A 25,958-nucleotide genomic window follows, 5' to 3' on the forward strand; every position below is an offset into this window, starting at 1 on the left:
CATGCAGCGCGCGACGGCGCCGGCGCATTCAGGTGGCGTGTCGTGGCGCCGAGGCTCCGTCGCGGACGATGCCGGCTCCGGTCACGAGGCTGTACGCAGGGACGTCCTTGGCCACGACGGCACCGGCCCCGACGACGGAGCCTCGCCCGATGGTGACCCCAGGTGTCACGGTGGCGCCGGCGCCCACCCACACGTCGTCCTCGATGACGATCGGCGCATACGTGAGGGCGTCGTACCGCTCCTCCAGGGGAACGGGATGACCTGCCGTGGTGAGCGTGACACGAGGGCCGATCATCACCCGGTCGCCCAGGCTGATGCCGCCGAGGTCGAGGAAGTAGCACCCCTGGTTGATGAACACACGCTCCCCGAACGAGGCGCCCAGGCCGTAGTCGCAGTAGAAGGGCGGCAGGATGGACAGGGACTCCGGCACCGGTCGCCCGAAGATGTCACCCAACAGGCCTCTGCGTGACTCGAGGTCGTCCAAGGGTAGGGCATTGAGGTGCGCGGTGAGGGTCATCACCAGCCGCACTCGGTCGGCGAAGGCTCGTGACTCGGGTGTCCGGGTTCGCATGCGTTGCTCGTTCCGCACCCGTCGACCCTGTCACGGCGCGGTCCCAGGAGCAGTCGCGACCCGCCCGTGGCCCGGTGTCGGCTCGTCGTCTCGGCCCGGATCACCCCAGCGTCACCCAACCGCCCACGCCCACCCGGACCTCCGGCCGGGTGGTCCCGTCCGGTCCGACCCGCCGGGCGGAGGCGCCTCACCGACGGCCGGGGGCTACCGTCGAGCATGTGCACGAACACCGGCGATGGTCGTCACCACGGGTTCGACAGGCACCACCTCGCCGAGCAGTGACCCGCGCCGGCTTCGCCGACAGCCACTTCGTCGACGCCACGACCATCCGCAAGGGCGACTGCGACTTCGGCCTCTTCCTGTGCACCGACACCAAGAGGAACGAGCCGAGCGCACCGCACTGAGCGGGACAAGGCCGCTCCGAACCCTCGGCCGGCGACCGACGGACACCCAACACCCGGGCGAGCATCGTGCTCGCCGTGCTCCAGACGGGCGTCTCCCCTCGTGTCTGCGGCAGTATTGGGTGTCCGTCGGCCCCACCGACAGGCAATACGTGCCGCCCCTGCCCCTGCCCACGGCTGGCGAGCACGGGCGACCTGCGTATCGGCCGCCCAGCGCACCGATTGCCTGTTCGTCGGGCCGGCCCCGGATGCCACTGGCGCGGAGTATCCGGCCGCCGAGGGGGGCAGTGCCAGTGAGGGGGCCCGACCCTCCAGTCCCTGGAACCTGACGGGCCCGGAGATCCGCAGCTCTCCGAGCCTGATTCGTAGCGGGGGCAGGACATGAACCTGGGACCTCCGGGAGAGATCGGAGGCCCCTCCGACGCCCGCCCGAGACTCGGGACATCAGGGATTCCCTCGGTGTATCAAGGGTTCCGTACTGGTAGGTGCCAAGTCCACTGGAACGTCTCGGGAGGCTTGCCGATCGTCTGCGGAGGGGTATCGAGTTCTCCATCACGGTTTCGGGCCTGCGTCACTTCGCCCACTGTGCACCGACCGCATCGTCAACGACCGACGGACACCCAGTGCCACACCGACCCCGTGCTGGTCGTGCTCGAGCCGCCCGCACTTCTCGTATCAGCGGTGGCTTGAGGGTCCGTCGGCCCCACCGACCGGCAATCTGAAGAAGCCCCTGCCCCAGGACCAGCCTGGCGAGCACGGTCGGCGTCACCGTCCACGGTCCGACGCGCCCCATTGCCTGTTCGTCGGGCCGGTTCCCACGACAGACGCGATGGAAGCGCAGCTGCGTCACACCGCCGCCAGTGGGTCACAGCCACACGACGGACGTACCGCCAGTCACAGCGACAGAGCTACGCGCTTTGATCCCACGGGTCCAGGCAGGCGACGCCGAGCGGTTCGAAGTGCCGGGTGTTGCGGGTGACGACGGTCATCTCGGAGGCTTGGGCAACGGCAGCGATGAGTGCGTCGTCGAGCGGAGCGTGTTCGGGGACTCGGTAGGTGGCGAGGACTCGCGCGGCGGGTAGGTCGAACGACAGCACTCGGTCGGCGAATGCCGGCAGAACGTGGTCTTCGAACCACCGGCGCAGGATCTCGCCTTGGACCCGGTCGGATCGCTCCTTGGCGACCATGCCGCGTTCGATCTCGGCCATCGTCATGGCCGTCACGAACTGATCCGTGACGGGCACCGATGCGGCCCAGGCCTCGACCTGTGGGCTTCTTCCGCGGACCCGGAGGGCGGAGACCACGCTGGTGTCCAGCACGAACCGCATCAGTCGGGTCACAGATCAGGCGTACGAGCGGTCAGACCGAGGCGTTCGGGCTCGAACTCGATGTCCGCCCCATCGTCGGTGCCGAGCAGGTCCACGAGGGTGACCGGCTCGCGTTCGAGAGCGTCGGCGAGGATCTCGCGCGCTTCGGCCTCCACGGATCGGCGGTGCTGTTCGGCACGCGCCTTGAGCGCGGCCTTCGTGCCCGCAGGAAGGTTCCGAATCAGGATCTGCTCCACAGCCATCACCTCCGATATCATCTTCACGATATCACCTTAAATCGAGTCGTTCACTGGTCACACACCGAGGTCGCAGCGCTCCCCTTGTCGCCAGCCGCAGGCATAGGTCTCGCGGATGGAGGCGGCAAGCTCTGCATCGACGGCGGCGGCGATACGTTCGGCATCGAGGGCGGTCGAGGCGATACGGGTGCCGGCGATTGGCGGTTGTTCGGGAGTGTTGGGTGATGTCGTCATGCGCCGATCTCGGCGACGGCCCCCCAGGCGCGAGCGAACGGTGGCTGTGATCGCGACTTACCTCCCGAAAGGAGGGTTGTCGAGGGGTGCTCAAATCCCTGGAAACCCTTCAGGCCCGGGAAACCTTGATTTCCCGGGCCTGATTCGTAGCGGGGGCAGGATTTGAACCTGCGACCTCCGGGTTATGAGCCCGGCGAGCTACCGAGCTGCTCCACCCCGCGTCGGCTCGTCCACTCTATGCCAGCACCTCCACGACGACCAAATCGTCGAGCGCCGGATGCCGACACCGGCGGTTGGAGGTATGCGATGACCACGCGGAGGTCGCCGCATACCTCCAATCGCTGAAGGGGCCAGGGCAACCGGCGTCGTCAGCCGGTCGTCGTCTGGGTGGGCTTGGGCGTCGACGTCGGCGACGACGAGGGGGTCGAGGCCCCCGTCGGAACCGCCGCCTCGGCCTTCTCGATCGCCTGCTCGAGCTTCTTCTGGGCCTCGCCGTAGGCCGCGAAGTCGCCCGCCTTGAGGGCCGCCTGCCCCTGATCGTAGGCGTCCTGGATCTCCTGGATGGCCTCGGCCAACGCCGAGTTCGCGCCCGAGGAGCCCGAGGATCCCGACCCCGTCGAGGGCTTGGAGGTGCCCTCCCCCGCATCCCCGGCGGAGGCGCCGGAGTTGCCGCCGAACACGCCGTCGAGCGCCTGGTCGAGGGTGTCGCCCCAGCCGACCTTCTTGCCGAACACGGCGACCGTCGCCTTGATCTGCGGGAAGGAGCCTGCCTCCTTGGAGGCCTGGACGTACATCGGCTGGACGTAGAGGAGTCCGCCCCCGACGGGCAGCGTCAGCAGGTTGCCGAAGGTCAGCGTCTTGCCCGTCTGCCGGTTGTTGGCGATCCACTGCGACAGGTTGAGGTTCTGGCCCTCGGCCTCCGACGCGGCGGTGGAGTTCTCGATCTGGTTCTCCACCTGGCCGGGCCCGTCGACGCTCGAGGCGCGCGGCAGCTCCAGGAGCCGCAGGACGCCGTACTCGCTCGACCGCTTCCCCGCCTGGTCCCCGGCGTCGGAGTCGGCCGCCAGGAACCCGCGGAGGATCTCCCGGCCGGCGCCGGTCGGTACGAAGGTCGTCGTGAGGGAGAACGCGGGCGCCTTCTGGTCGGGCATGGCCAGCGACTGGTAGTAGACCGGCTGGTCCTGCGAGACGTGCGCCGTCGGGTCCTTCGGGACGCGCCAGAAGTCGCCGCCGCCGTAGAAGCTGTCGGCGTCGGTCACGTGGTAGCTCGCGAAGAGCTGCCGCTGGATCTTCAGCAGGTCCTGCGGGTAGCGCAGGTGGCTCATGAGCTGCCCGTCGATCTGCGACATCGGCTTGACGGTGTTCTTGAACGCCTTGCTCCACGCCTTGAGGATCGGGTCGGAGTCGTCCCACGCGTAGAGCGTCACCGTGCCGTTGTATGCGTCGACGGTCGCCTTGACGGAGTTGCGGATGTAGTTGATCTGCCCTCCGGAGAACGCCCGGACCGCCGACGACGTCGAGGTCACCGAGTCCGAGGAGGCCTCCTGGAGGTCGACGAGCTTGGAGTTCGGGTACTTCGCCGTCGTCGTGTAGCCGTCGATGATCCATTCGATCCGGCCGTCGATGAGGGCCGGGTAGGCGTTGCCGTCGAGGGTCAGCCACGGCGCGACTCGCTGGACGCGCTCGGTCGGGGTCCGGTAGTCGAGGATCCTCGAGTCGGAGTTCACCGCGTCGGACAGGAGGAACTTCGGCTCGCGGTACTTCAGGGCATACGCCGTCCTGCGCAGGAGGGACCCGATCTGCACGCCGCCGGTGCCGTTGTAGGTGTTGTTCTTCTGCCCGCCGCTCGCGTCGTCGGGGTAGTCGAACTCCCGTGCCCGCGACCCGGACGGTCCGCCGACGATGGAGTAGTTCGGCGACTGCTCGCCGAAGTAGATCCGCGGCTGGTAGGTCTTGCCGGAGGTGTCCTTCGTGGAGAAGCCGGACTCGAAGAACACCGGGTCGCCTTCGGAGGTGCGCCGGTTCCCGTATGCCGCGACGAACCCGAAGCCGTGCGTGTAGACCGTGTGGTCGTTGACCCAGTTCCGTTGTGCGGCAGGGACGCCGTCGAGGTTGAGCTCGCGGACCGCGACGACGGCGTCCTGGGTCTTGCCGTCGATGTCGTACCGGTCGACGTCGAGGGTGTCGGGGAAGGCGTAGTACTGGCGCAGGCCCTCGTACTGCCGGAACGTCGGCGAGACAACGTTCGGGTCGACGAGGCGGATCCCGGGGATCGTCGCCGCGTCGGTGCGCAGCTGGCCGGCGGCGACGTCGGTCGTCGCCGGGTAGACCGTCGTCTTCACCTTGTCCAGGCCGTATGCGGCTCGCGTCGCGTCGATGTTGCGCTGGATGTACGTCGACTCCAGGGACTTCTCCGACGGCTTGACCTTCACCGACTGGATGATCGCCGGGTAGATGCCCCCGACGACGATGGCGAGGACGACGAGGAGTGCCACCGCGACGAGCGGCGGCCGCCAGGTGCGCGTCCAGATCGCCATGAGGAACAGGACGGCACAGATGACCGAGGCCACCGCGAGGATCGCCTTCGTCGGGAGGACGGCGTGGGCGGTGGTGTACCGGATGCCGGTGAGGAGGGTGGAGTTCGCGGAGGACTCGGCATACCTCCCGAACCAGTAGGACGCCCCGCGGACGAGGAAGAGCGCCGCGCCGAGGACTCCGAGGTGGATGAAGGCGGCGCGCGTCGTCGGACCGCGGCCGGGCAGCTGGATGCCGCCGTAGACGTACTGGACGAACAGCCCGGCGAGCAGCGCCATGACGAGGGCCATCGTGAGGAAGCCGATGACGAGCTGGATCCACGGGAGGGTGAAGACGAAGAAGCCGACGTCCTTGCCGAACTGCGGGTCCTTCACGCCGAACGAGCCGCCGTCGCGCCACAGCAGGAAGGTCTTCCAGTTGCCGGCGAGGGTGAGCCCGGCGAGGAGGCCGAGGATGATCGGCACGGCGATCATCGCCGGCTTGCGGACCGGCTCGATGGCCCGGCGGTACTGCTCGAGGCTCTCCTGCCCGGGCGTCATCGGGATGTAGAACGGCCGGGTCCGGTGGCCGACGACGATGCTCGCCGCGACGAGCCCTCCGGCGACGATCATGCCGCAGGCGAGGAGCAGGATCTGGGTCCACAGGCGCGTCGTGAAGACCGTCGTCGCGTCGACGGACTGGTACCACAGCAGATCGGTCCAGAAGTTCGCGAGGAGGCTGAGGACGATCGCGACGACGATGATGATGAGCAGCGTCGGCAGGAGAGGCCCGGCGGGTCGCCGAGGACGCGTGCGCGGAACCCGGGGCGGGGCTGCGGCGGAGCCGTCTCCGGCGGGCTGGGGGGCATCCCCCTCGTTCCACGGGGACTGACTCACGGATCGACCACCTGCGCTGACGGGGCGGGGCCAGGCCAGGACCCGCCGTTACCGGGCTCAACTTACCGACCCCTCCTGGGGGTTCCCGTCCCCTGGGTCACGGTTCGACAACGCCTTGGCCGAGCATGCGGACGGTATGCGACATCGTCGGCCGGGCGCCCCCGCCGGCGTGGGCGTCGCCGGGGGGGCGCGGGCCTGGCGCGACCGGAGGTCTGGCCCGGGCCGCACGCGAGCGCCCGAGCGGGCGGGACGCGGGAGGGGTTGGCACGGCATACGGCACGATGGTCGGCGTGACCCAGGCCAGCGTCCCCGTGACCGACCCCCTCTCGATCGTCGCCCTCGACACCGAGCGGCACGTCGCGATGGCGGGGTGGGACCAGAACCCGCGGCTCTTCGCGCTCGTCCGGACCGCCGACATCGCCTCCGCCGAGCCGACCTTCGCGGCCGGGCTGCGGGGCTCCGACCTCGCTCCGGAGGCGCTGACGGCGGTCGAGCAGGAGGGGATGCCGCCGACCGCCGACCTCGAGTCGCTCCTGCGCCGGATCGCGTGGCCGGAGACCGTCGACGGGTGCGCCCTCGCGGTCGAGCGGGTCGTCGTGCCGCCCGAGGCGGAGCGGGACCTGCCGAGCGACGCGGCGGCGGCGGTCGACGCGCTGCAGCGCCACCCCGACCGTCAGGACGTCCGGCTCGTCGTCGCCGTCCTCCGGGACGGCTCGCACCGGTGCCTCCTGCGGCAGCGCGCCCACGACAGCGACGACCAGGTGGCCTCCGGGGAGGAGATCGCGCCGGGCCTCGTCCACGCCCTCCTCGCCACCCTGGCCGACTGACAGGACTCAGGCGGACGAGGTGGCCGCCGTGCAGGTCGGCAGGCCCGAGGTGTCGTGCTTGGCGATGTCGACGACCGCGGTACGGGCCTCGGTGAAGGTCGCAACCTTGACGACGTGGAGCCCGCTCGGCACGTGGCCGACGACCTCGTTGCAGTTGCTCGTCGGCGCGATGAACCACGACGCGCCGTCGCGGCGAGCGCCGATCATCTTCTGCTGGATCCCTCCGATCGCGCCCACGTGACCCTCGTAGTCGATCGTCCCCGTCCCGGCGATCCGCTGGCCACCGGTCAGGGCGCCGGGCGTGAGGACGTCGTAGACGCCGAGGCTGAACATCATCCCGGCCGACGGACCCCCGACGTCCCCGGCGTTGATCCGCACGGAGAAGGGGAAGGTGAAGGAGAGGGACAGGTAGACGCCGAGCGCGGCCGTGCCGTCGTTGTCCGTCGTCACGACGTCGAAGGTCATCGCCTTGCCGCCGCGCCGGACCTCGATCCGCTCGATCTGCCCGGGCTTCTTGGCCGTCACGGCCGGGCGGACGTCGTCGACGGTCACGATCCGGTGTCCGTCGATGGCGACGATCTGGTCGCCCTTCTTCAGCCCGGCCTTCTCGGCTGCCGAGTTCGTCGCGAAGGCGCCGATCGTCACCTTCTGGGTGACCGGCTCCCCGAGCTCGGTGAGGGCGATGGCGATGGCCTCCTGCTGGGAGTCCGTCATCGCAGCGGCGTTCTCGTCCTGGATCTGCTGGTTTGTCGTGCCTTCGGGGAAGTACTCGGACTGCTTGTGGATCTCCTCGCCGCGGCGCACGAGGGCCCCGACGACCTCCAGGGCACTCGGCTGGCTCTCCGGGCCTCCGCGCATCGAGATCGTCGTGAAGTCCAGGGTTCCCGTCGTCGGGTACGTGTCGTGACCGGAGACCTGGACGATGGGCTTGCCGTCGGACGTGCCGAGGACGTTCGTGACCGGGCCCGGGCCGAGGATGACGTAGGGCACGGGGATGAAGGCGGCGATGGCCGGCACGACGATGACGAGGACGGCGACGACGAAGACGATCTTCGACAGCCGGCTCGTTCGGCGCGGGTCCGGCGCCTCCTCGTCTGCCGGTCCGCCCGGCACGTTGGGGGGCGACAGCTGTCCGTCGCCGTCGCTCACGCGATGCCCACCCACTCGTCGTCCCCGTCGGTGAAGCGCTGGTGCTTCCAGATGGGGACCTCGTGCTTGAGCCGGTCGATGAGCTCACGGCAGGCGACGAAGGCCTCGTCACGGTGGGGAGCGGCGACGGCGACGACGACGGCCACGTCGCCGACGGCGAGCTCGGCGACCCGGTGGACGGCGGCCACCAGGACGCCGGGATGGGCCTCGGTGACGGACCGGCATACGGCATGGAGCACGTCGGTGGCCGACGGATGGGCCGTGTAGTCGAGAGTGACGACGTCGTGCCCGTGGTCGTGATCGCGGACGACACCGACGAAGGTGACGACGCCCCCGCAAGCGGGATCCCGGACGGCCTCGAGGACCTCGTCGACCGAGAGCGGCTCGGCGCGCACGTCGGCCAGCCGGACGCGCGTGCTCGACGTCGTCGTGGTCATGTCGGTCCTCACCTCCTTCGCATGGGTGCCGATGCCGTCATCATGTCAGGGCATTCCGCTCTCCGCGGAGAGTGTGCGCTCGGTCCGGCGCGGGAACCAAACGGGTGGGAGCATGGTTGCCCAAGGGAGAGGCCATGCCGACCGGCGCGGCCGCCCATCCGTTCGAGGAGTATGCCGTGTCCGACCATCCGCTCCAGCCGTCCGGGCCTTCCGGCGAGGACCCCTTCGAGGGTCTGCCCCCGGAGCTCCTCGAGGTACTGCGGAGCCTGACCGGCGGCCAGCTCGACCCGCAGATGGCCTCCATGCTCAAGGACATGGGCCTGGACCAGGTCGACCCCGCGATGCTGCAGATGGTGGGCGCCCAGGTGCGCTCGATGTTCGCCTCGGCCGACGACGGTCCCGTCCAGCAGTCCGCGGCGGCCGACGTGGCGCGCAAGACCGTCGCCCAGTCCGGCGACCCCTCCGTCGGCGCGACCGCCCGGCGTCACGTCTCCGAGGCGGCCGATGCCGCCCGGCTGTGGCTCGACGCCACGACGAACCTGCCCGCGCACGAGGTCGGCGCGGCGGCATGGAGTCGCGCGGAGTGGGTCGAGGCGACGATGCCGGTCTGGTGCGACCTCGTCGAGCCCGTCGCGACGGGCGTCGCCTCCGCGATCTCCGACGCGATCCGCGGCCAGCTGAACCAGCTCGGGGAGCTCGGCGGGCCCGGGGGGCTCGGCGAGGGGGGCCTGCCCGAGGGCCTCCTGCCCCCGGGCACCGACCCCTCGGCCGTGGTCGGGCCGATGATGACGCGGATGAGCTCGATGATGTTCTCCCTCCAGCTCGGCATGGCCGTCGGCCGCCTCGCCGAGGACGTCCTCTCCGGCACCGAGGTCGCCCTGCCCCTCGTGCCCGGCCGCACCGTCGTCCTCCTGCCGACGAACGTCGAGGCCTTCGCGGAGGGACTCGGGCTTCCCGCCGACGAGGTCCGGCTCTACCTCGCCGTTCGGGAGAGTGCCCGCGTCCGGCTCTTCGGGGGCGTCCCCTGGTTGGGGGCCGCCGTCACCGCCGCCGTCCGCGACTACGCGCGGGACATCCGGATCGACACCGACCGGATCGAGGCGGGGCTGGCCGGCATCGACCTCACCAACCCCGAGGCGCTGCAGTCCGCCCTCCAGGACAGCCTCTTCTCCCCCGAGCCCAGCGAGGCCCAGCGCTCGGCGCTGACTCGCCTCGAGACGCTCCTCGCCCTCGTCGAGGGCTGGGTCGACCTCGTCACCGACCGCGCGACGCGCGAGGTGCTCCCGCACGCCGTCGCCCTCGGCGAGGCGGTTCGGCGGCGCCGGGCCACGGGTGGCCCGGCCGAGAAGACCTTCGCCTCCCTCGTCGGCCTCGAGCTGCGGCCGCGCCGGCTCCGCGACGCCGCGAACCTCTGGGCCGCCCTCGAGGACCGGCTCGGCACGGCCGGTCGGGACGCCGCCTGGAGCGTGCCGGACCTCGCGCCGACGACGGCCGACCTCGACGATCCCCTCGGGTACGTCGAGCGAGCGGCGTCCGGCGCACCCCGCGACGAGATGGACGCGGCCCTCGACGCCCTCCTCGCCGGGGACGCCGGCCCCGGCTCCCCCGGCTCTCAAGGCGGCTCCGAGCCGGACGACGGCGACGGCCCGGGCGACGACGACCCGCCGCGCGTCGGCTGAGCCACCGAGGCTTCGAAGCCACCGGGGCGCCAGCCCACCGAGGCGCCGGCAGATCTCTCGACGGTGAATCGGCAGGAGGCCAACGGGCCCCTTCGACGCCTGAACCGGCAGGGGCGAGACCATCCGCTCGGCCGTCGACGGGCAGGGACTCACCCGTCCGTGCGGCGGCGACGCCACGATGGCTCCGTCGGCGACCTTCGGCACGGCTCCGTCGGTGCGCTAACGGGCACGGCTTCGTCGGTGGGCTACGGCCCCGCCTGTCCCCGCCCCACCTGTTTCGGTGCCCCCGTCTGCACCCCTGCGGCGTCCGGATCGTCGATATCGTCCGCGTCGTCCTCGTCGGAGAGGTCGAGCCCACCCGCCAGGGACACGCCGTCGAGGAAGCCCCGGGCCCGCTCCAGCCGCGGGTAGCCCGACAGCAGCTCCCAGAACCCCGGGCCGTGTCCCGGGACGAGCAGGTGGGCCAGTTCGTGGAGGAGGACGTAGTCGATGACGTACTGCGGCATCTCCTGCAGCCGGTGGCTGAGCCGGATCGCACCCGTCGTCGGCGTGCACGAGCCCCAGCGGCCGTTCTGGTTGCGGACCCAGCGGACCGAGGTCGGCTGGGCGAGGCCACCGAGGTGGGCGCGCGACAGTCGACGCGCGGCTGCTTCGAGGTCGGGGTCGGTGGGTGCTCGCCGTCGTCCGCCCTGCTCCAGGCGCGCCACCATGTCACGCACCCACCGCTCCTCCTCCGCCTTGGACAGCGCGGCAGGCACCATGACGACGATGCGGTCGCCCTCGCGGCGCGCCGAGATCGTCCGTCGGCGGCGTGGGCTGCGCCGGACCTCCACCGTCCTCCCGTCCATGTCACGAGGCTAGGGCACCCCACCGACACTGTCCCGCGACGCGACCGAGCGGCATCGGCAGACCCTGGGCCCGGGCACGACGAGGCGGCCGAGGTCCGGCGACGCCGGCTCCGCCGCGGGCCCCCCACGTGCGCGAAACCGTGCTCAGGCTGGTCTAGGGTGAACGGTGGTCACGCCGCGACAGCGGCCCCCCATCGACAAGGAGACAGCTGCATATGGCAGACGAGACCTACAACGGCGAGTTCTACTGCGTGAAGTGCAAGGAGAAGCGCGAGGCCGAGGGCCGAGTCGTCGTGTCCGAGAACGGTCGGCGCATGGCGAAGGCCACCTGCCCGGTCTGCGGTACGAACCTCAACCGCATCCTCGGCAAGGCCTGACACAGGACCTCCCTGGGGCCGGTCGGACAGCTGTCCGACCGGCCCCATCCATGTCGACGCCGCCCTCCGGGTTCAGGCTGATCGGGTCCAGGTTGATCCGGGTCCAGGTTGATCCGGGTCCAGGTTGATCCGGGTCCAGGTTGATCCGGGCCCAGGTTGATCCGGACGGAGAAGTTGCGTCGGGACGGAGCAACTCCTCCGTCGCGACGCAACTTCTCCGTCCGGGTGGACGAGAGGCACCTCCTCGTCGAGTGGAGGTCGCCGCCGACCCTGTGGATGACCACCGACCCCGAGGTATGCCATGTGCCATGGTTCGGGGAGGGGCCGCGGCCGACGGGTGCCGGGCTCGTCGGAAGGCCGGCCGGGAGGAGGTGAGCGGTGGTCCTCGGTCCGGCTCGCGCCTGGAGCCGCGTCGTCGTCGACGGCGCCGGACGCCTCGCCCGTGATCTCGCCGACGACCTGCGGGTCGCGGGCGTGGGTAGCGTCACCGGCGGCGTCTTCGCGCTGGACGCGGAGCTGCGGCTCACCGACCATCGGCCCGACCTCGCCGTCCTCGTCACGGGCGCGCCCTGCCGCCCCGGAGTGGCCGCGCCGCTCCTGGCCCGCGGCATACCTCATCTCCCCGTGACGGTGCACGAGCTGGAGGTCGTCGTCGGTCCCCTCGTGCTTCCCGGCCGGTCGGCCTGCCTGCGCTGCCTGGCACTCGTGGGCGGCACTGGCGCGTGCGGCACCGCATACGGGAGTCCGGCCCGTCCAGGCGTCTCGGACGGGGACGCGGTCGTCGCGCATCCCACGACCGCGGTCGTCGACCCGGCCCTCCACGCCTTCGCGCGGGCGACCGCGACGATGACGATCTGTGCGGCCCTCTCCGAGGAGTGCCCGCCCGGCGTGACCCTCGAGGTCTCGGTGCCCTGGCCACGCCCGGTCCAGCGGGTCTGGTCGCCCCACCCCAGGTGCCGGTGCGGCGCGTTCGACGCATCGCGATATCCGCTCGGGAGAGAATGGACGGCGTGAGCGACCTTCCGCGCAGCGCCGTGGCCCGCACCGCCAAGCTGGCCTCGCTGCCGCTCGGGGTCGCGGGCCGGACCGCGCTCGGCATCGGCAAACGGATCGGGGGCAAGCCTGCCGAGGCGGTTGCCGCCGAGCTCCAGGCCCGCACCGCGGCTCAGCTCTTCGCCGTCCTCGGGGAGCTCAAGGGTGGCGCGATGAAGGTCGGCCAGGCCCTGTCGATCATGGAGGCCGCGCTCCCCGAGGAGCTCGCCGCGCCGTACCGCGCGACGCTCACCAAGCTCCAGGACGCCGCGCCGCCGATGCCGTCCGAGACGGTCCACCGGGTGCTCGCCGACCAGCTCGGGCCCCGGTGGCGGACGAGCAAGTTCATCGAGTTCGACGACACGCCGGCTGCCGCCGCCTCGATCGGCCAGGTCCACCGGGCGGTGTGGCGCGACGGGCGTCCGGTGGCGGTCAAGATCCAGTACCCGGGCGCCGGCGAGGCGCTCATGAGCGACCTCGCCCAGCTGGCCCGCGTCGCCCGCGTCGCGACGGCCTGGGTCCCCGGACTCGACGTCAAGCCGATCACCGAGGAGCTGCGGGCCCGGATGGGCGAGGAACTCGACTACGACCTCGAGGCCCGCAACCAGCGGGCCTTCGTCCGCGGGTTCCGCGACGACCCGGAGGTCGTCGTCCCCGACGTCCTCGTCCACTCCGAGCACGTCATCGTGTCCGAGTGGCTCGACGGCACGCCGCTGTCGCGGATCATCGCCCACGGCACCCAGGAGGAGCGCGACCGGGCCGCCGCTCTCTACCTCCGCTTCCAGGTCGTCGCCCCGGCCCGGGCCGGCATCCTCCACGCCGACCCCCACCCGGGCAACTTCCGGATCACGGCCGACGGCCGGCTCGGCGTCCTCGACTTCGGCCTCGTCAACCGGCTGCCCCACGGGATGCCGGCGAGCATCGGCCGCCTCGTCTCGTATGCCTTGGCCGGCGACGCCGCGACGATGGCCCGGGGCCTGCGGGAGGAGGGGTTCGTCAAGTCGACGATGTCCATCGATCCCGAGGACCTGCTCGGCTACCTCTCGCCGTTCATCGACCCGCTGCGCCACGAGGAGTTCACCTTCAGCCGTTCCTGGCTGCGGGGGATGGCGACCCGGGTCCAGGATCTGCGGCGCCCCGAGTTCCGCGTCGGCATGAAGCTCAACCTGCCCCCCGACTACGTCCTCATCCACCGCGTGTGGCTCGGCGGCATCGGGGTGCTGTGCCAGGTCGGCGGGACCGTGCCGGCCCGCGACATCGTCCTCGGCAACCTCCCCGGCGCCGACTGGGACCTCATCCCGGCCGCCGTCTCCTGACCGACCTCGCCCCGTCCCCGAACCCGGAAACCGGCCAGCCGCCGCTCTGCTGCCCGCCCGCTGTTCGCCGGTGGCGATCTGGCACCCGATCGGGGGCTGTGCACCACCCCTCGCCCCGGCCGGTAGCAGGGCCGAACTCGTCAGAACGGCGGGAGCTCTCCCTCCCCCGGCGTCACGCGGAGGTCGGCCTCGTCGATGGCGACGTCGTTGATCGACGCCTCGCGTCGTGCCATGTAGCCCAGCTCGTCGAACTCCCACAGCTCGTTGCCGTAGGACCGCCACCACTGGCCGGAGGCGTCCCGCGACTCGTACTGGAAGCGGACGGCGATCCGGTTGCCCTCGAAGGCCCACAGGTTCTTGCGAAGTCGGTAGTCCAGCTCCCGCTCCCACTTGCGGGTGAGGAAGGCGACGACCTCCTCGCGGCCTCGCACGTGCTCGTGCCGGTTCCGCCACACCGTGTCCACGCTGTAGGCGCCGGCGACACGCTCGGGGTCACGGGTGTTCCACGCGTCCTCGGCCGCCTGGACCTTGGCTCGGGCGGTCTCCTCGGTGAAGGGCGGGAGCGGGGGGCGAGGATCCATCGGCGGTGTCCTTTCCATCGGAGCGTCATCCGGACGGAGAACCTGCGTCGTGACGGAGCAACTCCTCCGTCCGGGTGCGACATCTCCGTCCAACCGAAGGGTATGCGGGATGCCGGCCTGGCGGACGACGACGCCCTCACGACGCCGTCCACCTCGTCGTCACCACCAGGCGGAGTCGAGCTTGCCCTCGATGCTGCGCAGGTGCCGTCTGCTGCAGTCGTCGCACGTCCACACCTCGCGCCCGTTCTCGGTACCGCGGGTCCAGGTGAGGCGCGCGAGGGCCGTCGCCTCGTCGTCGGACGGGCTGGCACCGCACGTGCTGCACACCGGCCTCGGGTCCGCTGCCGCCGCACTCATCCGCGTCACGCTCCTCCGGGCTGCCTCGTCGGTCCATCCTCGGCGGCATTCATCGCTCGGCGGCGACCTTCCCGGTGGGCTTCGCGGCCGAGGGCAGCGAGGCGGCGGCCTTCGCGGCCGCCTTGGCCTGCTTCTTGAACTCCCGCACTTTGCCGAGGGACTCGGCGTCGACGACGTCGGCGACCGAGCGGAAGGAGCCGTCCTCGGCATACGGACCGATGGCCTCCCGCCACCCCTCCGGACGGATGCCGAGCTGCTTGCCGAGGAGGGCGGCGAAGATGCGGGCCTTCTGGTCGCCGAAGCCGGGCAGGGCCTTCAGGCGCGCGACGATGTCCTCGGCGGAGGCGGCGGTCGTCCAGATCCGGGAGGCGTCGCCGTCGTAGTCCTCGACGACGACCCGAGCCAGCGCCTGGACGCGAGCGGCCATCGAGCGGCCGTACCGATGGATCGCCGGGGGCGTCGCCGCGAGGTCGGCGAAGGCCTCCGGGTCGGCGTCCGCGATCGCCTCGGGGTCGAGCGTGCCGAACCGGTCGAGGATCTTCGCCGGGCCGCGGAAGGCATGCTCCATCGGATACTGCTGGTCCAGGAGCATCCCGACGAGGAGGGCGAAGGGGCTGCTCGACAGGACCTCGTCGGCGTGCGGATCCTGGGCGAGCACGAGAACGGGCTGGGACGGCATACGACCCACGGTAGCCGGTCCCGGAGACACCCCGACCCGCGTCGGCGGGGCGGACGCGGGTCGGGGCTCGGGCTGCGCGGCGGTCATCGAGTCATCCGCGCCAGGTGCATCTGCAGTTCGTGGCGGAGCATCTGCTCCTGCCGCTCCGCTCTGCGCTGATGCTGGACGCGGTTGTGCTCGAGACGACGCAGCTGCTGTACGCGGCGGTGGTACATCTCGGGCCTCCTTCGTGAGGTGTCGAGTGGGGGGTTTCGATGGGTTGCCGCCCTCAGGCGGCGACAGGGTTCTTGCGCGGGCGTCCGCGGGGACGCTTGCGGGCGACGACCGCTCCGGAGATGAAGAGCTCTCCGCCCCAGACGCCCCAGGGCTCCCGGCGGTCGAGGGCGCCGGCAAGGCACTCCGAGCGGACCGGGCAGGTCCGGCAGAGAGCCTTGGCGAACTCGACGTCCTGCGGAAGCTCGGCGAACCAGATCTCGGCGTCGTTCTCCCGGCACGGGATCAGGTCGTCGCCGACGGTCGGAGCGATCATGTCGATCAGCTCTGTCAGCGCCATGGCGCTCACCTCCTTGTCCTCGCCGCCCGTCGTGTGGGCGATCTGCTGGTGGTCGGTGCCCGGTGGGGCGGTGACCTTGGGCTGTTCGGTGGTGGTCTTCACGGTGTGGGCCTTTGCGGGTCGGTGGCCCTCGAGGAATGACGAAGGCCGCGGATCCCGATGTCGGGATCCGCGGCCTTGGAGGTGTGCCGTCCGGTGCTGCCTACACCGGTGGTGCTCCAAGGCGGGGATATGCGACATCGATGGTCTTGTGGACGACGGGGGTGTAGCCGCTGCCGAGGCCGGCGACACGCACGCGGGCTGCCGGGACTCCTCCGGTGACGAACACAGTCGTCCCCTGGGTGGAGGCGTCGACGGGCGCGAGCAGGGTGCGGGCCGGCGTCGTGCACGCGGCGAAGCCACCGAAGCTCTCGGTGCCCCACGTCGTCATCGTGATGTCCATCAGGCCAACCCTCCTCGTCTGCTCTCGTCGGGACGGTCCACGGGTGTGGACCAACAGGTGCGCGTACGAGGTTACGCGCGCCGCGCGGCCGGCCGCAACGGAATTAACGCAAGAACTTGTGAGTATCTCGCATGGATTCGCTAATCCGTTGCGACAGAGCGCATTCCGAGCGCAGATTCGACATCTGATCCGCCGACGAGGGCGAGCACCTGTGGCCCGTAGAGGTCGAGCTTGCGCGCCCCGACCCCGCTGATCGCGCGCAGCTCGACGGCGTTCGAGGGCTCCTGCTCCGCGATGGCGGTGAGCGTCGCGTCGGTGAAGACGACGTATGCGGGGACCTGCGCCGCCTGCGCCTCGGCGAGCCGCCACGCCCGCAGCCGCTCGTAGGTCGCCTCGTCGTAGGTCGGTGGACAGGTGGCGCAGCGCCCCGTCTTCAGCTGACCGGCGTCGGTGAGCGGCGCGCCGCACGATCGGCAGGTGGCGGGCTTGCCCGCTCGCCCCGTGGACGTCCGGCCGCGCTCGGCGCGACGCGCGGACTTCGGCTGGCTGCGCGCCACGTCACCGAGCACGGGGGCGGCCGCGTCGAGGAAGCGGGAGGGACGGCGCGTGCCGCGAGCGCCGGGGGTGCGTGCCGTCGCATACGACATCTCGAGGAGATCCCTCGCCCGTGTCATCCCGACGTAGAGCAGCCGCCGCTCCTCCTCGATCGCCTCTGCGGTCTCCGCCATGGTGATCGGCAGGAGGCCGTCGGAGCAGCCGGCGAGGAAGACGACCGGCCACTCCAGGCCCTTGGCGGCGTGCAGCGAGGCGAGGGTGACGCCGTGGACGACGGGTGCGTGCTGGGCGGCGGTGCGCTCCTCGAGCTCGCGGACGAACTGGGGCAGCCGCGCGTCGGGCGTCGCGGTGGCGAGGTCGTCCGACAGGGCGGCCAGGGCGGCCAACGACTCCCACCGCTCGCGGGTGGCCCCGCCGGTCGTCGGCGCCTGCCGCGACCAGCCCGCGCCGACGAGGATGTCGCGGACGAGCTCCGGCAGGGGTCGGCTGCCGTCGTCGCTGCGCGCCTGGCCCCGCAGGAGCAGGATCGCGTCGCGCACCTCGCGGCGCTGGAAGAACCGCTCCCCGCCCCGGACGAGGTAGGGGATGTCGCGCTGGGACAGCGCCTGCTCGAACGCCTCGCTCTGCGCGTTGGTGCGGAACAGGACGGCGACGTCGGCGGCGTCGGTCCCCGCGCGAAGGAGCGTCTCGATGCGTTCGGCGACTCCCGCCGCCTCCGCGGGATCGTCAGGGTATGCCGTGAGCCGAGGTGGCTCCCCCGCCTCGCGCTGGGAGAGCAGCTCGACGCTCCCGCTGCGGCGAGCACCACCCGGCCCGGTCAGCAGGAGGTTGGCGCACCGGATGATCTGCGGGGTGGAGCGGTAGTTGCGGACGAGCCGCACGGTGGCCGCGCCCGGATGCGCCGAGGCGAAGTCGAGCAGGTGCCGCGGCGTCGCCCCGGTGAAGGAGTAGATCGTCTGGGCGGGGTCTCCGACGACGCACACCTCGTCGCGGCCGCCGAGCCACGTCACGAGGAGCCGCTGCTGGAGGGCGTTGACGTCCTGGTACTCGTCGACGACGAAGTGTCGGTACTGGTCGCGGACGGTCCTCGCGATGTCGTCGCGTTCCTGGAGCACCCCGATGGTGAGGAGGAGGACATCCTCGAAGTCGATGACGTGCCGCTCCCCCTTCACCTCCTCGTAGGCCGCGATGAGACGCGCCATGGCCGTGAGGTCCACACCGGGCGCCGTGCGGCCCTGGGCGCGGGCGCTCGCCGCATACGTCTCCGCGGTGAGGAGGGAGACCTTGGACCACTCGATCTCGGCGGTGAGGTCGCGCAGGCCGGTGCGGTCGAACTGCATCCGCAGCCGACCGGCCGCCTCCGCGACGGCGGACGCCTTCTGGGAGAGGACCTCCGGCGCCGCGCCTCCGACCGCCTGCGGCCAGAAGTAGTGCAGCTGACGGAGCGCCGCGGCGTGGAAGGTGCGGGCCTGGACGCCCCCCACCCCGAGATCGCGCAGCCGGGTGCGCATCTCGCCGGCGGCGCGGGCGGTGAAGGTGACGGCGAGGACGCGCTGCGGCTGATAGGTGCCCGAGAGCACGCCGTAGGCGATGCGGTGGGTGATGGCGCGCGTCTTGCCGGTGCCGGCCCCGGCGAGGACGCACATCGGGCCGGTCGGTCGCTCGGCGACGCGACGCTGCTCCGGGTCGAGCGCGTCGAGGACCGCGTCGGGGCGCGAGTGGGGCGGCGAGGACATCCGCTCGATCCTCTCACCGCCCACCGACGCCCGTCCGAGCGATCCCGTCGTCGTCGATCGCGGGTCGGTCGGCACACCGGTGGGAATGCCCGATGTCGGCGGCGCGTTGCGATCGATGATCGCCGGGTCCTGCTCCCGGCATTCCACCGACCGTCTAGGAGAGACATGTCCGTCGAGTCCCCGGCTCCCGGCTCCGTCACGATGTTCACCACCTCGTGGTGCGGGTACTGCCGACGCCTCAAGGCGCAGATGGACCGGGAGGGCGTCGCCTACTCCGAGGTGAACATCGAGGAGACCCCTGACGCGGCGGACTTCGTCATGACCGTCAACGGCGGCAACCAGACGGTGCCGACCCTGCTGTTCCCCGACGGGTCCGTGGCGACGAACCCCTCGATCAACGAGGTCAAGAAGCGCCTGGTCTAGCACCCGATCGGCAGGTGCGGGGTTGTCGTGGTCTGCGGCGCGATCCGACCACGGAAAGCCCGCACCTGCCGAGCACCCGGGTCTTTCGGGGATCGACGTCAGGATCGACGGATCGCCACCTCGGGCGCGTCGATGGGCCCGCCGAACCAGTGCTCGATGAGGCGTCGGGCGATCGACAGCCGTTGCGGGATGACGACCTCGCCGGCCCGCACGGCGCTCACGAGCTCCTCCCGGGTGAACCACCGGGCCGAGTCGATCTCCTCGGCCTGGAGGGCCATCGGGCCGAGGTCGGCACGCGCGGTGAAGCCGATCATCAGCGACGCGGGGAACGGCCACGGTTGGTCGCCGAGGTAGGTGACGTCGTGGACGACGAGCCCGACCTCCTCGAGCACCTCGCGGGCCACCGCGGCCGCGAGTGACTCGCCCGGCTCGACGAAGCCCGCGAGGACCGACATGCCCACCGAGGTGAACCCGGCCCCCCGGGCGAGGAGCAGTCGGTCGTCGTCGTCGACGACCGACATGATGACCGCGGGATCCGTCCGGGGGAAGTGCAGGCTGTCGTCGGCGCGGCACCGCCGGACCCACCCCGCCTGGACGACCTCGGTCGGCGCGCCACAGCGGGGGCAGTGACCGTGCGTCGAGTGCCAGTTCCACAGGGCGAGCCCCGTCGCGAAGAGCAGTGCGTCGACGTCGCCGAGCTGGACACCGACCGACCGCAGCCCGCGCCAGCCCTCGGGCGCCCGGTCGTCGCCGGGTCCCGCGACGAGGACGTATGCCGTGCCACCGCTCTCCCCGAGGTAGGCGACGAGCCGCTCGCCGTCGCCGTAGCGTGGTGGTCGCAGGACGAGCCTCGGCCCGAGCGGTGCCGGATCGTCGACTCGCTCCGCGATCGGGGCCAGACCACCCCGCAGCTCGAGGACCGCGGTCGTCTCGTCGGCGAGGAGCCGCTCGAGCAGTCCGCTCTCGGTCCGCCGCTCCGCGTGCCGGTCGAGGGCACCCGAGAAGACCAGTTCGGGCAGCGAATGTCCAGATCGGGGCACGGCCTCCACCCTACGGCGGGCGGATCGGCATACGGTGGCGGCGTGGAACGCAGCCCCTACGTCCTCGCCGCCCTCGCCAGCGTCGCCGTTCCCGGGCTCGACCCCACAGGTGTGGAGCCCATCCCCAGCGAGCCGGCCCACGAGTTCGACCTCGCCTTCGTCACCGACACCCAGGAGCGGCGCTGGGTGGTCCGGGCCCCGCGCACCCAGGCGGCTGCCGCTCGCATGGAGGAGAGCCTGCCGCTCCTCGGGCTCCTCGCGCGACGGCTGCCGTTCGGCATCCCGGCTCCCAGGGGCTTCGCGGCGATGAAGGAGGGCGGCCGGGCCTGCGTCTACCCGGCGCTCCCCGGTCACACCGTCGACTTCTCGGGTCTGCCGAGCGGGCGCGGCCTCGCCGTCGAGATCGGCCGGGCCATCGCCGCGGTGCACAACGTCGACGCACGACTCTTCGACGAGGCGGGACTTCCGGCATACGACGCGGACACCTACCGGACCCGGCGGCTCGCCGACCTCGACCGGGCGGCCGGGACCGGTCGCGTCCCGAGCGCCCTCCTCGCCCGGTGGGAGCGGGCCCTCGAGGACGTCAACCTCTGGCGGTTCGCGCCCACTCCGGTCCACGGCGACCTGACGGGCGACCAGCTCCTCGTCGTCTTCGCCGACGAGGACGACGTGACGAGCGGGACGGTCAGGGGGATGACCGGCTGGGAGGACGCCAAGGTCGCCGACCCCGCCGACGACTTCGCCTACCTCGTCGCCGACGCCGACCCCGAGGCCTTGGAGACGGTCATGGAGGCGTATGCGCACACGCGCGTCGAGCGTCCCGACCCCAACCTCCTCGTCCGGGCCCGGCTCGCCTCCGAGCTGTCCCTCCTCACCGCCCTCATGCACGCCATCTCCGCCGGGTTCGACGAGGCTGCCGACGCCCACGCCGCCGCGCTGCGCCGGCTCGACGAGGAGGTGCACGCCCACGAGGAGGCCGAGAACGACTACCGCCGGACGAGCCTGGAGCCGGTCGCCCCGGCCCGGCGCAGCGTCCCCCCGCCACCGGTCGTCGAGGAGGAATGGGACGAAGGCGACGAGACCGAGCTCGTGCCGGTGACCGGCAGCGCGGACACCGGCGATGACGACACCGTCGGCGGCGCGGACAGTGGTGAGGCTGCCGTCGGTGACGACACCGGCAGCGCGGACGCCGGCGGAAGGGCCGACACCGAGCTCATCGATCCCTTCGGCGATCTCGGCGAGGACGACCCGGACGGCGTTGCACCGGGCGAGACGACCGAGGGCGAGACGACCGAGGGGCCCGACGACGATGCGCGGCGCGACGGGCCGCAGGAGCCTGATGACGGCGATGAACGGCCCGTCAGGCGCCTCGGATGACGGCGCTGATGTCGGCGAGGGACGGCAGGTCGGGGTAGACGGTATCCCCTGTCGCGGCGTAGAAGAACGCGCCCCGCACCTGGCCGGGCGCCAGCCCGTGTAGCCGGGCGAAGGCCAGCGCGTAGGCGCCGAGCTGGAGCGAGCGGACCCGGGCATCCCGTCCCGTCGGTGGCGGCCCGGTCTTCCAGTCGACGACGACGCAGCGCTCCTCGCCGTCGGGACCGGGCGGCTCGGCGAACACGGCGTCGATCCGGCCTCGAACGGCGACGCCGTCGATGACCGTCTCGATGCTCGTCTCGACCTCGAGCGGGGTCATCGACGCCCACGGGCTCGCGAGGAAGCGCGCCGTGAGCTCCTCGAGGTGCCCCGTGTCGCCGGCGTCCTCGTCGGCGCTGCCCGGCAGGTCGAGGATGTCGACGATCGCCGCGCGGGAGTAGTGCTCCTCGACCCAGGCGTGGAAGGCGGTCCCGCGCCGAGCCGACCGGGCCGGGGCCGTGGGGACCGGGCGACGCACGGACAGGGCGTAGGCGTCCGGATCCGTGGCGAGGGCGACGAGGGACGACGTCGACAGGTGTCTCGGCAGGTCGACGACGGCCGGACCGGGCTCGCGTCGTCGGGCACGTTCGGCGAGGAGGAGGTCGATCTCCCGTCCGAGCCGGTCCTCCGCGCCGGTCCCGTTCTCCGGTCCCGGCCGGATCTCGCCCTCGTGTCGGTCACCCCGGCCGAGCCCGTTCCCAGGGCCGAGCCGGTTCTCCGGGTGAGACTCGTCCTCCTGGCCGGATGCCGTCGCCGACCCGGTCCGGAATGACGGGTCGACCCCGGGTCGGACCGAGCCGGGGTCGGTCTCCATGACCGACCGGATGCGCTCCGCGGAGGCCGCGATGACGACGCGACGGTCGCGGACCGGCTCGCTCGGCCAGGCGACGACCCGGCCCACGTCGGCGGCCGGGTTGACGACGTCCTCGCCCGAGGTCGGCGGCAGGTCGGCCCACGCGTCGCGACGGACCGGGAGGTCGGCGGCCTCGCATACCTCGAGGAGGAACCGGCTCGTGACCCGCGGCGTCGACTGGGTCCCCCACACGTGGGCGCTGAGCAGCATCGCCCGTCGGGCCCGCGTGAAGGCGACGTAGGCGAGACGGCGCTCCTCCTCGACCCCGAAGGCGCCGTTGTCCTCGACGAACCGGGTGACCCGCCGGTGGACGTCGTTGAGGTCGACCGCCGCCTCCCAGTCGAGGACCGGAAGACCGTCGCGGTCCCCGCGCAGGGCATACGGGATGCCGCCGTCGGCCAGCGGGCCGATCCAGCCCCGGTCGGCCGCCGGCCGATGGGTCCACTGGCCCCCGTCGACCCTCGTCGAGCTGCCCTGGTGGGCGGGGAAGGAGGCCTCGACGAGCCCCGGGACGGCGACGACGTCCCACTCCAGCCCCTTGGCCGAGTGGACGGTGAGGATCTGCACCGCCCCCGCGACGGGCTCGAGGTACGTCTTGTCGAGGGCTCGCTCCTGGACGTATGCGAGCTCCAGCCCCCGCTCCCGGGTGAGTGCCGCCTCGAGCCAGGCGAGGAAGCCGGGCAGCGTCGGCCGGTCCGCGCTCGAGGCGAACCCGTCGGCGACGTCGGCGAAGGCGTCGAGATGGGCCCGTGCCGTCGCGGGCGTGTACTCGTGCCGGGCGAGCACCTCGATGTCGAGGCCGAGGGCGCGCTCGGCCTCCCCGACGAGCTCCCCGAGGCCGAGCCCGGCGAGGTCGCGCAACCGCTGGACGACCCGGCCGAGCCCCTCGAGCCGCTCGAGGGCGACCGGACCGAGGCGCTGGCCGTCGGCGCCGACCCAATCCGGTGGCGGAAGGTCGGTGAGCGCCTCGACGAGACTCGGCCCGTCGGAGCTGTCGAGGGCGAGGTCGGTGCCGCGCCGGTCGTCGTCGGGGTCGCCGGACGGGGCGCCGAGCCGAGGGCGGGTGTCGACACGCTGCCGGGAGCGGGCCCACGCGGCGAGGCCGTCGAGGTCCGCGGCGCCGAGGCGGACGAGCGGGCCGGTGAGCAGCCGCATGAGCTGGTCGCCGCGGGAGGGGTCGGCGACGACGTGGAGGAGCGCGACGAGGTCGGACACCTCCGGGGTCGTGAGGAGGCCACCGAGGCCGAGCACCTCGTAGGGGATCCCACGCTCCTCGAGGGCGTCCATGACCGGTCCGAACTGCGACCGCCTGCGGCACAGGACGGCGGCGCTGGCGCCGGGGTCTCGCCGATGGTGCTCGGCGATCCAGCCCGCGACGTACTCCGCCTCCTCGACGTCGGTGGCCAGCCGCGCGACGCGCACCTCCCCCGGACCGGCACCGGCCCGAGCGGCGAGCACGAGGTCGGAGGAGGCCAGGGGCTCGGCGACCCGGTTCGCGACGTCGAGGACGGCCCGGTCGTTGCGCCAGCTCGTCGACAGCGTGAGTCGCGCGTTGTCCGCGACACCGAAGACGCGGGGGAACCGGCGCAGCGTCGTCGCGCTCGCTCCCCGCCACCCGTAGATCGACTGGTTGGGATCGCCGACGGCGACGACGGGCAGGGGGTCGGCCGGGTCGCCGAAGAGGGCCCGGAGCAGCTCGAGCTGAGCCTCGGAGGTGTCCTGGAACTCGTCGAGGAGCACGGCCCGGAACCGCTGTCGCTCGATCGCGCCGACCTGCGGGACGTCGACCGCGAGGCGGGCCGCGAGCGCCATCTGGTCGGCGAAGTCCATCGCGTCGTGGCGACGCTTGAGCTGGTCGTACCGCCGGACGACGGGCAGGACCGCGCGGCGCTCGGTGAGGCGGGCGCGCATGTCCCGCGCCTCCTTCTGCGCGCCCCGGCCCGGCGGCAGCGCGTCGAGCCGGCCGACGATGCGGTCGATCTCCGCCTCGACCTCCTCGACGGTCCGCAGGTGCTCCGCGAGCTGACCCGCCATGTGGAGGACGGCGTTCGTCACCGTCGACGCGGCCTTGTCGACCACCTCCATCGGGCCGTCGTAGGTCGACACCGCCTCCGAGGCGTACTGCCACGCGGCCGCCTCGGTGAGCAGCCGCGAGTCGGGCTCCCGCCCGAGGAGGAGGCCGTGGTCGCGGACGAGGCGCCCCGCATACGCGTGATAGGTCGACACCGTGACGCCCGAGCCGAGCGCCTCGACGTCCTCCTCGACGCGCGGCTGCCACAGGCCGGCGGCCCGCAGCGCGGCAAGGCGGCGCCCGACACGATCGGCGAGCTCACCCGCCGCCTTGCGGGTGAAGGTCAGCCCGAGGACCTCGTCGGGCTCGACGAACCCGTTGGCGACGAGCCAGACGACCCGGGCGGCCATCGTCTCGGTCTTGCCCGACCCGGCGCCGGCGACGACGAGGGCGGGGCGGAGCGGAGCCTCGATGACGGCCCTCTGCTCCGGCGTCGGAGGGTGGGTGCCCACGGCGGCGGCGATGGCGTCGGCCGTGAACCGCGGCCCGCTCGGTCGCGGCGCTCGCGGCAGCGGCCCGTATGCGGAATCCCTGCCGGCCATCGTCGTGGTCGTGTCCGTCACAGCGTCCGCCCCTCCGGCTGGGCCGGGCAGCAGGACTTCACCGGACAGATCCGGCACGCCTCGCCGACCGTCGCCTGGAGCCGCGATCCGGCCATCGTCTCCGCGGTGTCCGCCACCAGGGCCGCGGCCCAGCCGGGATCCTCGTCCTGCGCGAGCGGCTGCTGGACCTGGACGGTGACTCCTGCGTTGGCCGCCTTGCCGAGCTGGAGCAGCGCCGCGCCGGCCGACGCCCGGCCGAGGTCCTCGAACGCGCCCTCCTCGACAGCCAGCTGGTAGCAGCCCAGCTGCGGGTGGTGGACGAGCTCGTCCCGGGACGGCTTGCTGCTGCCCGTCTTGTAGTCGACGATCCGCACGCGCCCGTCGGCGGCCTGCTCGACGCGGTCGACTCGCCCCCGGATCTCCGCCCGGCCGAGCGCGACCCGCAGCTCCCGCTCGGCCCCCACCCGCCGCCACCCCTGCGCCCGTGCCTCGGCGACGTAGGCGGCGAGACGGTCGAGCATGGCATACGCCTGCTCGTGCGTGCGCTCGGTAACCCACCCGGGCGGCAGGCCGAGACGGCCCCACTTCTCGTCGAGGGCGGCCCGCAGCATCCTCGCCGTGTCGTCGTCGGTGCTCTGCGCCGCCACCTCGTGGACGAGGACGCCGACGTCCTTGGAGCCCACCCCCGGCTTGTCGCCGCCACGGGTCGTGAGGAGCCAGCGGAGTCCGCACCGCTGGAGCATCTCCACCTGCGACGGCGAGACCCGCACCGGCAGGCCCTCCTCTCGCATGGGCCGGTCGTCGGAGACCGCGGCCAGGGCCCACCAGCGCGCGGGGTCCGCGCCCGGCACACCGGCGCGCGCGAGCC

At 72.2% G+C, this 25,958-nt stretch carries 26 protein-coding genes and 1 tRNA gene; 8 read left to right on the top strand and 19 right to left on the bottom strand.

Going from position 1 to position 25,958, the window contains the following annotated elements; genetic code table 11:
• Positions 1 to 28 precede the first annotated feature (28 nt).
• The gene (locus BN12_RS04030; RefSeq protein ID WP_048550280.1) at positions 29 to 571 is read right to left on the bottom strand and encodes a sugar O-acetyltransferase; all 543 of its coding nucleotides are present in this window, start codon (positions 569 to 571) and stop codon (positions 29 to 31) included.
• A 278-nt stretch (positions 572 to 849) separates the two neighbouring features.
• On the opposite strand from BN12_RS04030, the gene BN12_RS26445 reads away from it, so the two are divergent.
• Complete coding sequence (locus tag BN12_RS26445) at positions 850 to 975, top strand: hypothetical protein (protein WP_268806996.1); 126 nt, start codon at positions 850 to 852, stop codon at positions 973 to 975.
• Between the two features lie 905 nt (positions 976 to 1,880).
• Here the strand turns inward: BN12_RS26445 and BN12_RS04035 are convergent.
• From BN12_RS04035 to BN12_RS04050, 5 genes are all read right to left on the bottom strand, one after another.
• Positions 1,881 to 2,300 carry a type II toxin-antitoxin system VapC family toxin gene (locus BN12_RS04035; protein WP_048550282.1) on the bottom strand — a complete coding sequence of 140 codons (420 nt, stop codon included), beginning with the start codon at positions 2,298 to 2,300 and terminating at the stop codon, positions 1,881 to 1,883.
• 8 nt (positions 2,301 to 2,308) lie between these two features.
• Positions 2,309 to 2,536 carry a FitA-like ribbon-helix-helix domain-containing protein gene (locus BN12_RS04040; RefSeq protein WP_048555980.1) on the bottom strand — a complete coding sequence of 76 codons (228 nt, stop codon included), beginning with the start codon at positions 2,534 to 2,536 and terminating at the stop codon, positions 2,309 to 2,311.
• Between the two features lie 57 nt (positions 2,537 to 2,593).
• On the bottom strand, positions 2,594 to 2,770 hold the full coding sequence (locus tag BN12_RS24300) for a hypothetical protein (RefSeq protein WP_157635332.1): 177 nt from the start codon (positions 2,768 to 2,770) through the stop codon (positions 2,594 to 2,596).
• Positions 2,771 to 2,917: 147 nt separating this feature from the next.
• A tRNA-Met gene (locus BN12_RS04045) sits at positions 2,918 to 2,991 on the bottom strand.
• A gap of 147 nt (positions 2,992 to 3,138) precedes the next feature.
• Positions 3,139 to 6,180 (bottom strand): UPF0182 family membrane protein, encoded by a 3,042-nt coding sequence (locus tag BN12_RS04050; RefSeq protein ID WP_083454398.1) that lies wholly within the window; start codon positions 6,178 to 6,180, stop codon positions 3,139 to 3,141.
• Positions 6,181 to 6,461: 281 nt separating this feature from the next.
• On the opposite strand from BN12_RS04050, the gene BN12_RS04055 reads away from it, so the two are divergent.
• Complete coding sequence (locus tag BN12_RS04055) at positions 6,462 to 7,007, top strand: PPA1309 family protein (protein WP_048550284.1); 546 nt, start codon at positions 6,462 to 6,464, stop codon at positions 7,005 to 7,007.
• A 6-nt stretch (positions 7,008 to 7,013) separates the two neighbouring features.
• Here BN12_RS04055 and BN12_RS04060 read toward each other — a convergent pair whose 3' ends face one another.
• Both BN12_RS04060 and BN12_RS04065 read right to left on the bottom strand, forming a co-directional pair.
• Entirely contained in the window at positions 7,014 to 8,156 is a 1,143-nt protein-coding gene (locus BN12_RS04060) for a YlbL family protein (RefSeq protein WP_048550287.1), read from the bottom strand.
• Complete coding sequence (locus BN12_RS04065) at positions 8,153 to 8,593, bottom strand: molybdenum cofactor biosynthesis protein MoaE (RefSeq protein WP_048550289.1); 441 nt, start codon at positions 8,591 to 8,593, stop codon at positions 8,153 to 8,155. Before BN12_RS04065 ends, BN12_RS04060 begins: the two co-directional genes overlap by 4 nt.
• Before the next feature lie 134 nt (positions 8,594 to 8,727).
• Here BN12_RS04065 and BN12_RS04070 point away from each other — a divergent pair, with 134 nt between their 5' ends.
• Positions 8,728 to 10,272 (top strand): zinc-dependent metalloprotease, encoded by a 1,545-nt coding sequence (locus tag BN12_RS04070; protein ID WP_235432294.1) that lies wholly within the window; start codon positions 8,728 to 8,730, stop codon positions 10,270 to 10,272.
• 245 nt (positions 10,273 to 10,517) lie between these two features.
• On the opposite strand, the gene BN12_RS04075 is transcribed toward BN12_RS04070, so the two are convergent.
• Positions 10,518 to 11,120, bottom strand: coding sequence for a M48 metallopeptidase family protein (locus BN12_RS04075; RefSeq protein WP_048550292.1), 603 nt, complete (start codon positions 11,118 to 11,120; stop codon positions 10,518 to 10,520).
• Positions 11,121 to 11,335: 215 nt separating this feature from the next.
• Between BN12_RS04075 and BN12_RS25725 the strand changes: the two genes are divergently transcribed.
• The 3 genes from BN12_RS25725 to BN12_RS04085 all read left to right on the top strand — a co-directional run bounded on the left by BN12_RS25725 (position 11,336) and on the right by BN12_RS04085 (position 13,845).
• Positions 11,336 to 11,497: a DUF5679 domain-containing protein gene (locus BN12_RS25725; protein WP_200901140.1), complete on the top strand. Its 162-nt coding sequence runs from the start codon at positions 11,336 to 11,338 to the stop codon at positions 11,495 to 11,497.
• Positions 11,498 to 11,875: 378 nt separating this feature from the next.
• Positions 11,876 to 12,511 (top strand): hypothetical protein, encoded by a 636-nt coding sequence (locus BN12_RS04080; protein ID WP_048550294.1) that lies wholly within the window; start codon positions 11,876 to 11,878, stop codon positions 12,509 to 12,511.
• Entirely contained in the window at positions 12,508 to 13,845 is a 1,338-nt protein-coding gene (locus BN12_RS04085; protein ID WP_048555983.1) for an ABC1 kinase family protein, read from the top strand. The genes BN12_RS04080 and BN12_RS04085 overlap by 4 nt, the downstream gene beginning before the upstream one ends.
• A 140-nt stretch (positions 13,846 to 13,985) precedes the next feature.
• On the opposite strand, the gene BN12_RS04090 is transcribed toward BN12_RS04085, so the two are convergent.
• The 7 genes from BN12_RS04090 to BN12_RS04115 form a co-directional block, all read right to left on the bottom strand.
• Positions 13,986 to 14,426 carry a nuclear transport factor 2 family protein gene (locus BN12_RS04090; RefSeq protein ID WP_083454399.1) on the bottom strand — a complete coding sequence of 147 codons (441 nt, stop codon included), beginning with the start codon at positions 14,424 to 14,426 and terminating at the stop codon, positions 13,986 to 13,988.
• Positions 14,427 to 14,585: 159 nt separating this feature from the next.
• A complete protein-coding gene (locus BN12_RS04095; RefSeq protein WP_048550300.1) occupies positions 14,586 to 14,783 on the bottom strand; it encodes a hypothetical protein in 198 nt (65 codons plus the stop codon).
• A 49-nt stretch (positions 14,784 to 14,832) separates the two neighbouring features.
• Positions 14,833 to 15,462, bottom strand: a complete 630-nt coding sequence (locus BN12_RS04100; RefSeq protein ID WP_048550302.1) for an HhH-GPD-type base excision DNA repair protein — start codon at positions 15,460 to 15,462, stop codon at positions 14,833 to 14,835.
• Between the two features lie 83 nt (positions 15,463 to 15,545).
• Positions 15,546 to 15,677: a hypothetical protein gene (locus tag BN12_RS26450; RefSeq protein WP_268806997.1), complete on the bottom strand. Its 132-nt coding sequence runs from the start codon at positions 15,675 to 15,677 to the stop codon at positions 15,546 to 15,548.
• A gap of 53 nt (positions 15,678 to 15,730) precedes the next feature.
• A complete protein-coding gene (locus tag BN12_RS04105) occupies positions 15,731 to 16,117 on the bottom strand; it encodes a WhiB family transcriptional regulator (RefSeq protein WP_456093702.1) in 387 nt (128 codons plus the stop codon).
• A gap of 100 nt (positions 16,118 to 16,217) precedes the next feature.
• Positions 16,218 to 16,457: a hypothetical protein gene (locus BN12_RS04110; RefSeq protein ID WP_048550304.1), complete on the bottom strand. Its 240-nt coding sequence runs from the start codon at positions 16,455 to 16,457 to the stop codon at positions 16,218 to 16,220.
• A 140-nt stretch (positions 16,458 to 16,597) separates the two neighbouring features.
• The gene (locus BN12_RS04115; protein ID WP_048555985.1) at positions 16,598 to 18,748 is read right to left on the bottom strand and encodes an ATP-dependent DNA helicase UvrD2; all 2,151 of its coding nucleotides are present in this window, start codon (positions 18,746 to 18,748) and stop codon (positions 16,598 to 16,600) included.
• Positions 18,749 to 18,913: 165 nt separating this feature from the next.
• Here BN12_RS04115 and BN12_RS04120 point away from each other — a divergent pair, with 165 nt between their 5' ends.
• Complete coding sequence (locus tag BN12_RS04120) at positions 18,914 to 19,171, top strand: mycoredoxin (protein WP_048550307.1); 258 nt, start codon at positions 18,914 to 18,916, stop codon at positions 19,169 to 19,171.
• Positions 19,172 to 19,269: 98 nt separating this feature from the next.
• On the opposite strand, the gene nudC is transcribed toward BN12_RS04120, so the two are convergent.
• Positions 19,270 to 20,211 carry an NAD(+) diphosphatase gene (nudC, locus tag BN12_RS04125; protein WP_048555986.1) on the bottom strand — a complete coding sequence of 314 codons (942 nt, stop codon included), beginning with the start codon at positions 20,209 to 20,211 and terminating at the stop codon, positions 19,270 to 19,272.
• 42 nt (positions 20,212 to 20,253) lie between these two features.
• On the opposite strand from nudC, the gene BN12_RS04130 reads away from it, so the two are divergent.
• Positions 20,254 to 21,588, top strand: a complete 1,335-nt coding sequence (locus BN12_RS04130) for a phosphotransferase (RefSeq protein WP_053079945.1) — start codon at positions 20,254 to 20,256, stop codon at positions 21,586 to 21,588.
• Here the strand turns inward: BN12_RS04130 and BN12_RS04135 are convergent.
• On the bottom strand, positions 21,572 to 25,111 hold the full coding sequence (locus BN12_RS04135; RefSeq protein WP_327152637.1) for an ATP-dependent helicase: 3,540 nt from the start codon (positions 25,109 to 25,111) through the stop codon (positions 21,572 to 21,574). The genes BN12_RS04130 and BN12_RS04135 overlap by 17 nt on opposite strands.
• A partial coding sequence (locus tag BN12_RS04140) for a RecB family exonuclease (protein ID WP_048550309.1) occupies positions 25,108 to 25,958 on the bottom strand: 851 nt, incomplete at its 5' end. The genes BN12_RS04140 and BN12_RS04135, both read right to left, overlap by 4 nt.

The sequence above is a fragment of the Nostocoides japonicum T1-X7 genome (assembly GCF_001046855.1).
GTDB lineage: Bacteria > Actinomycetota > Actinomycetes > Actinomycetales > Dermatophilaceae > Nostocoides > Nostocoides japonicum.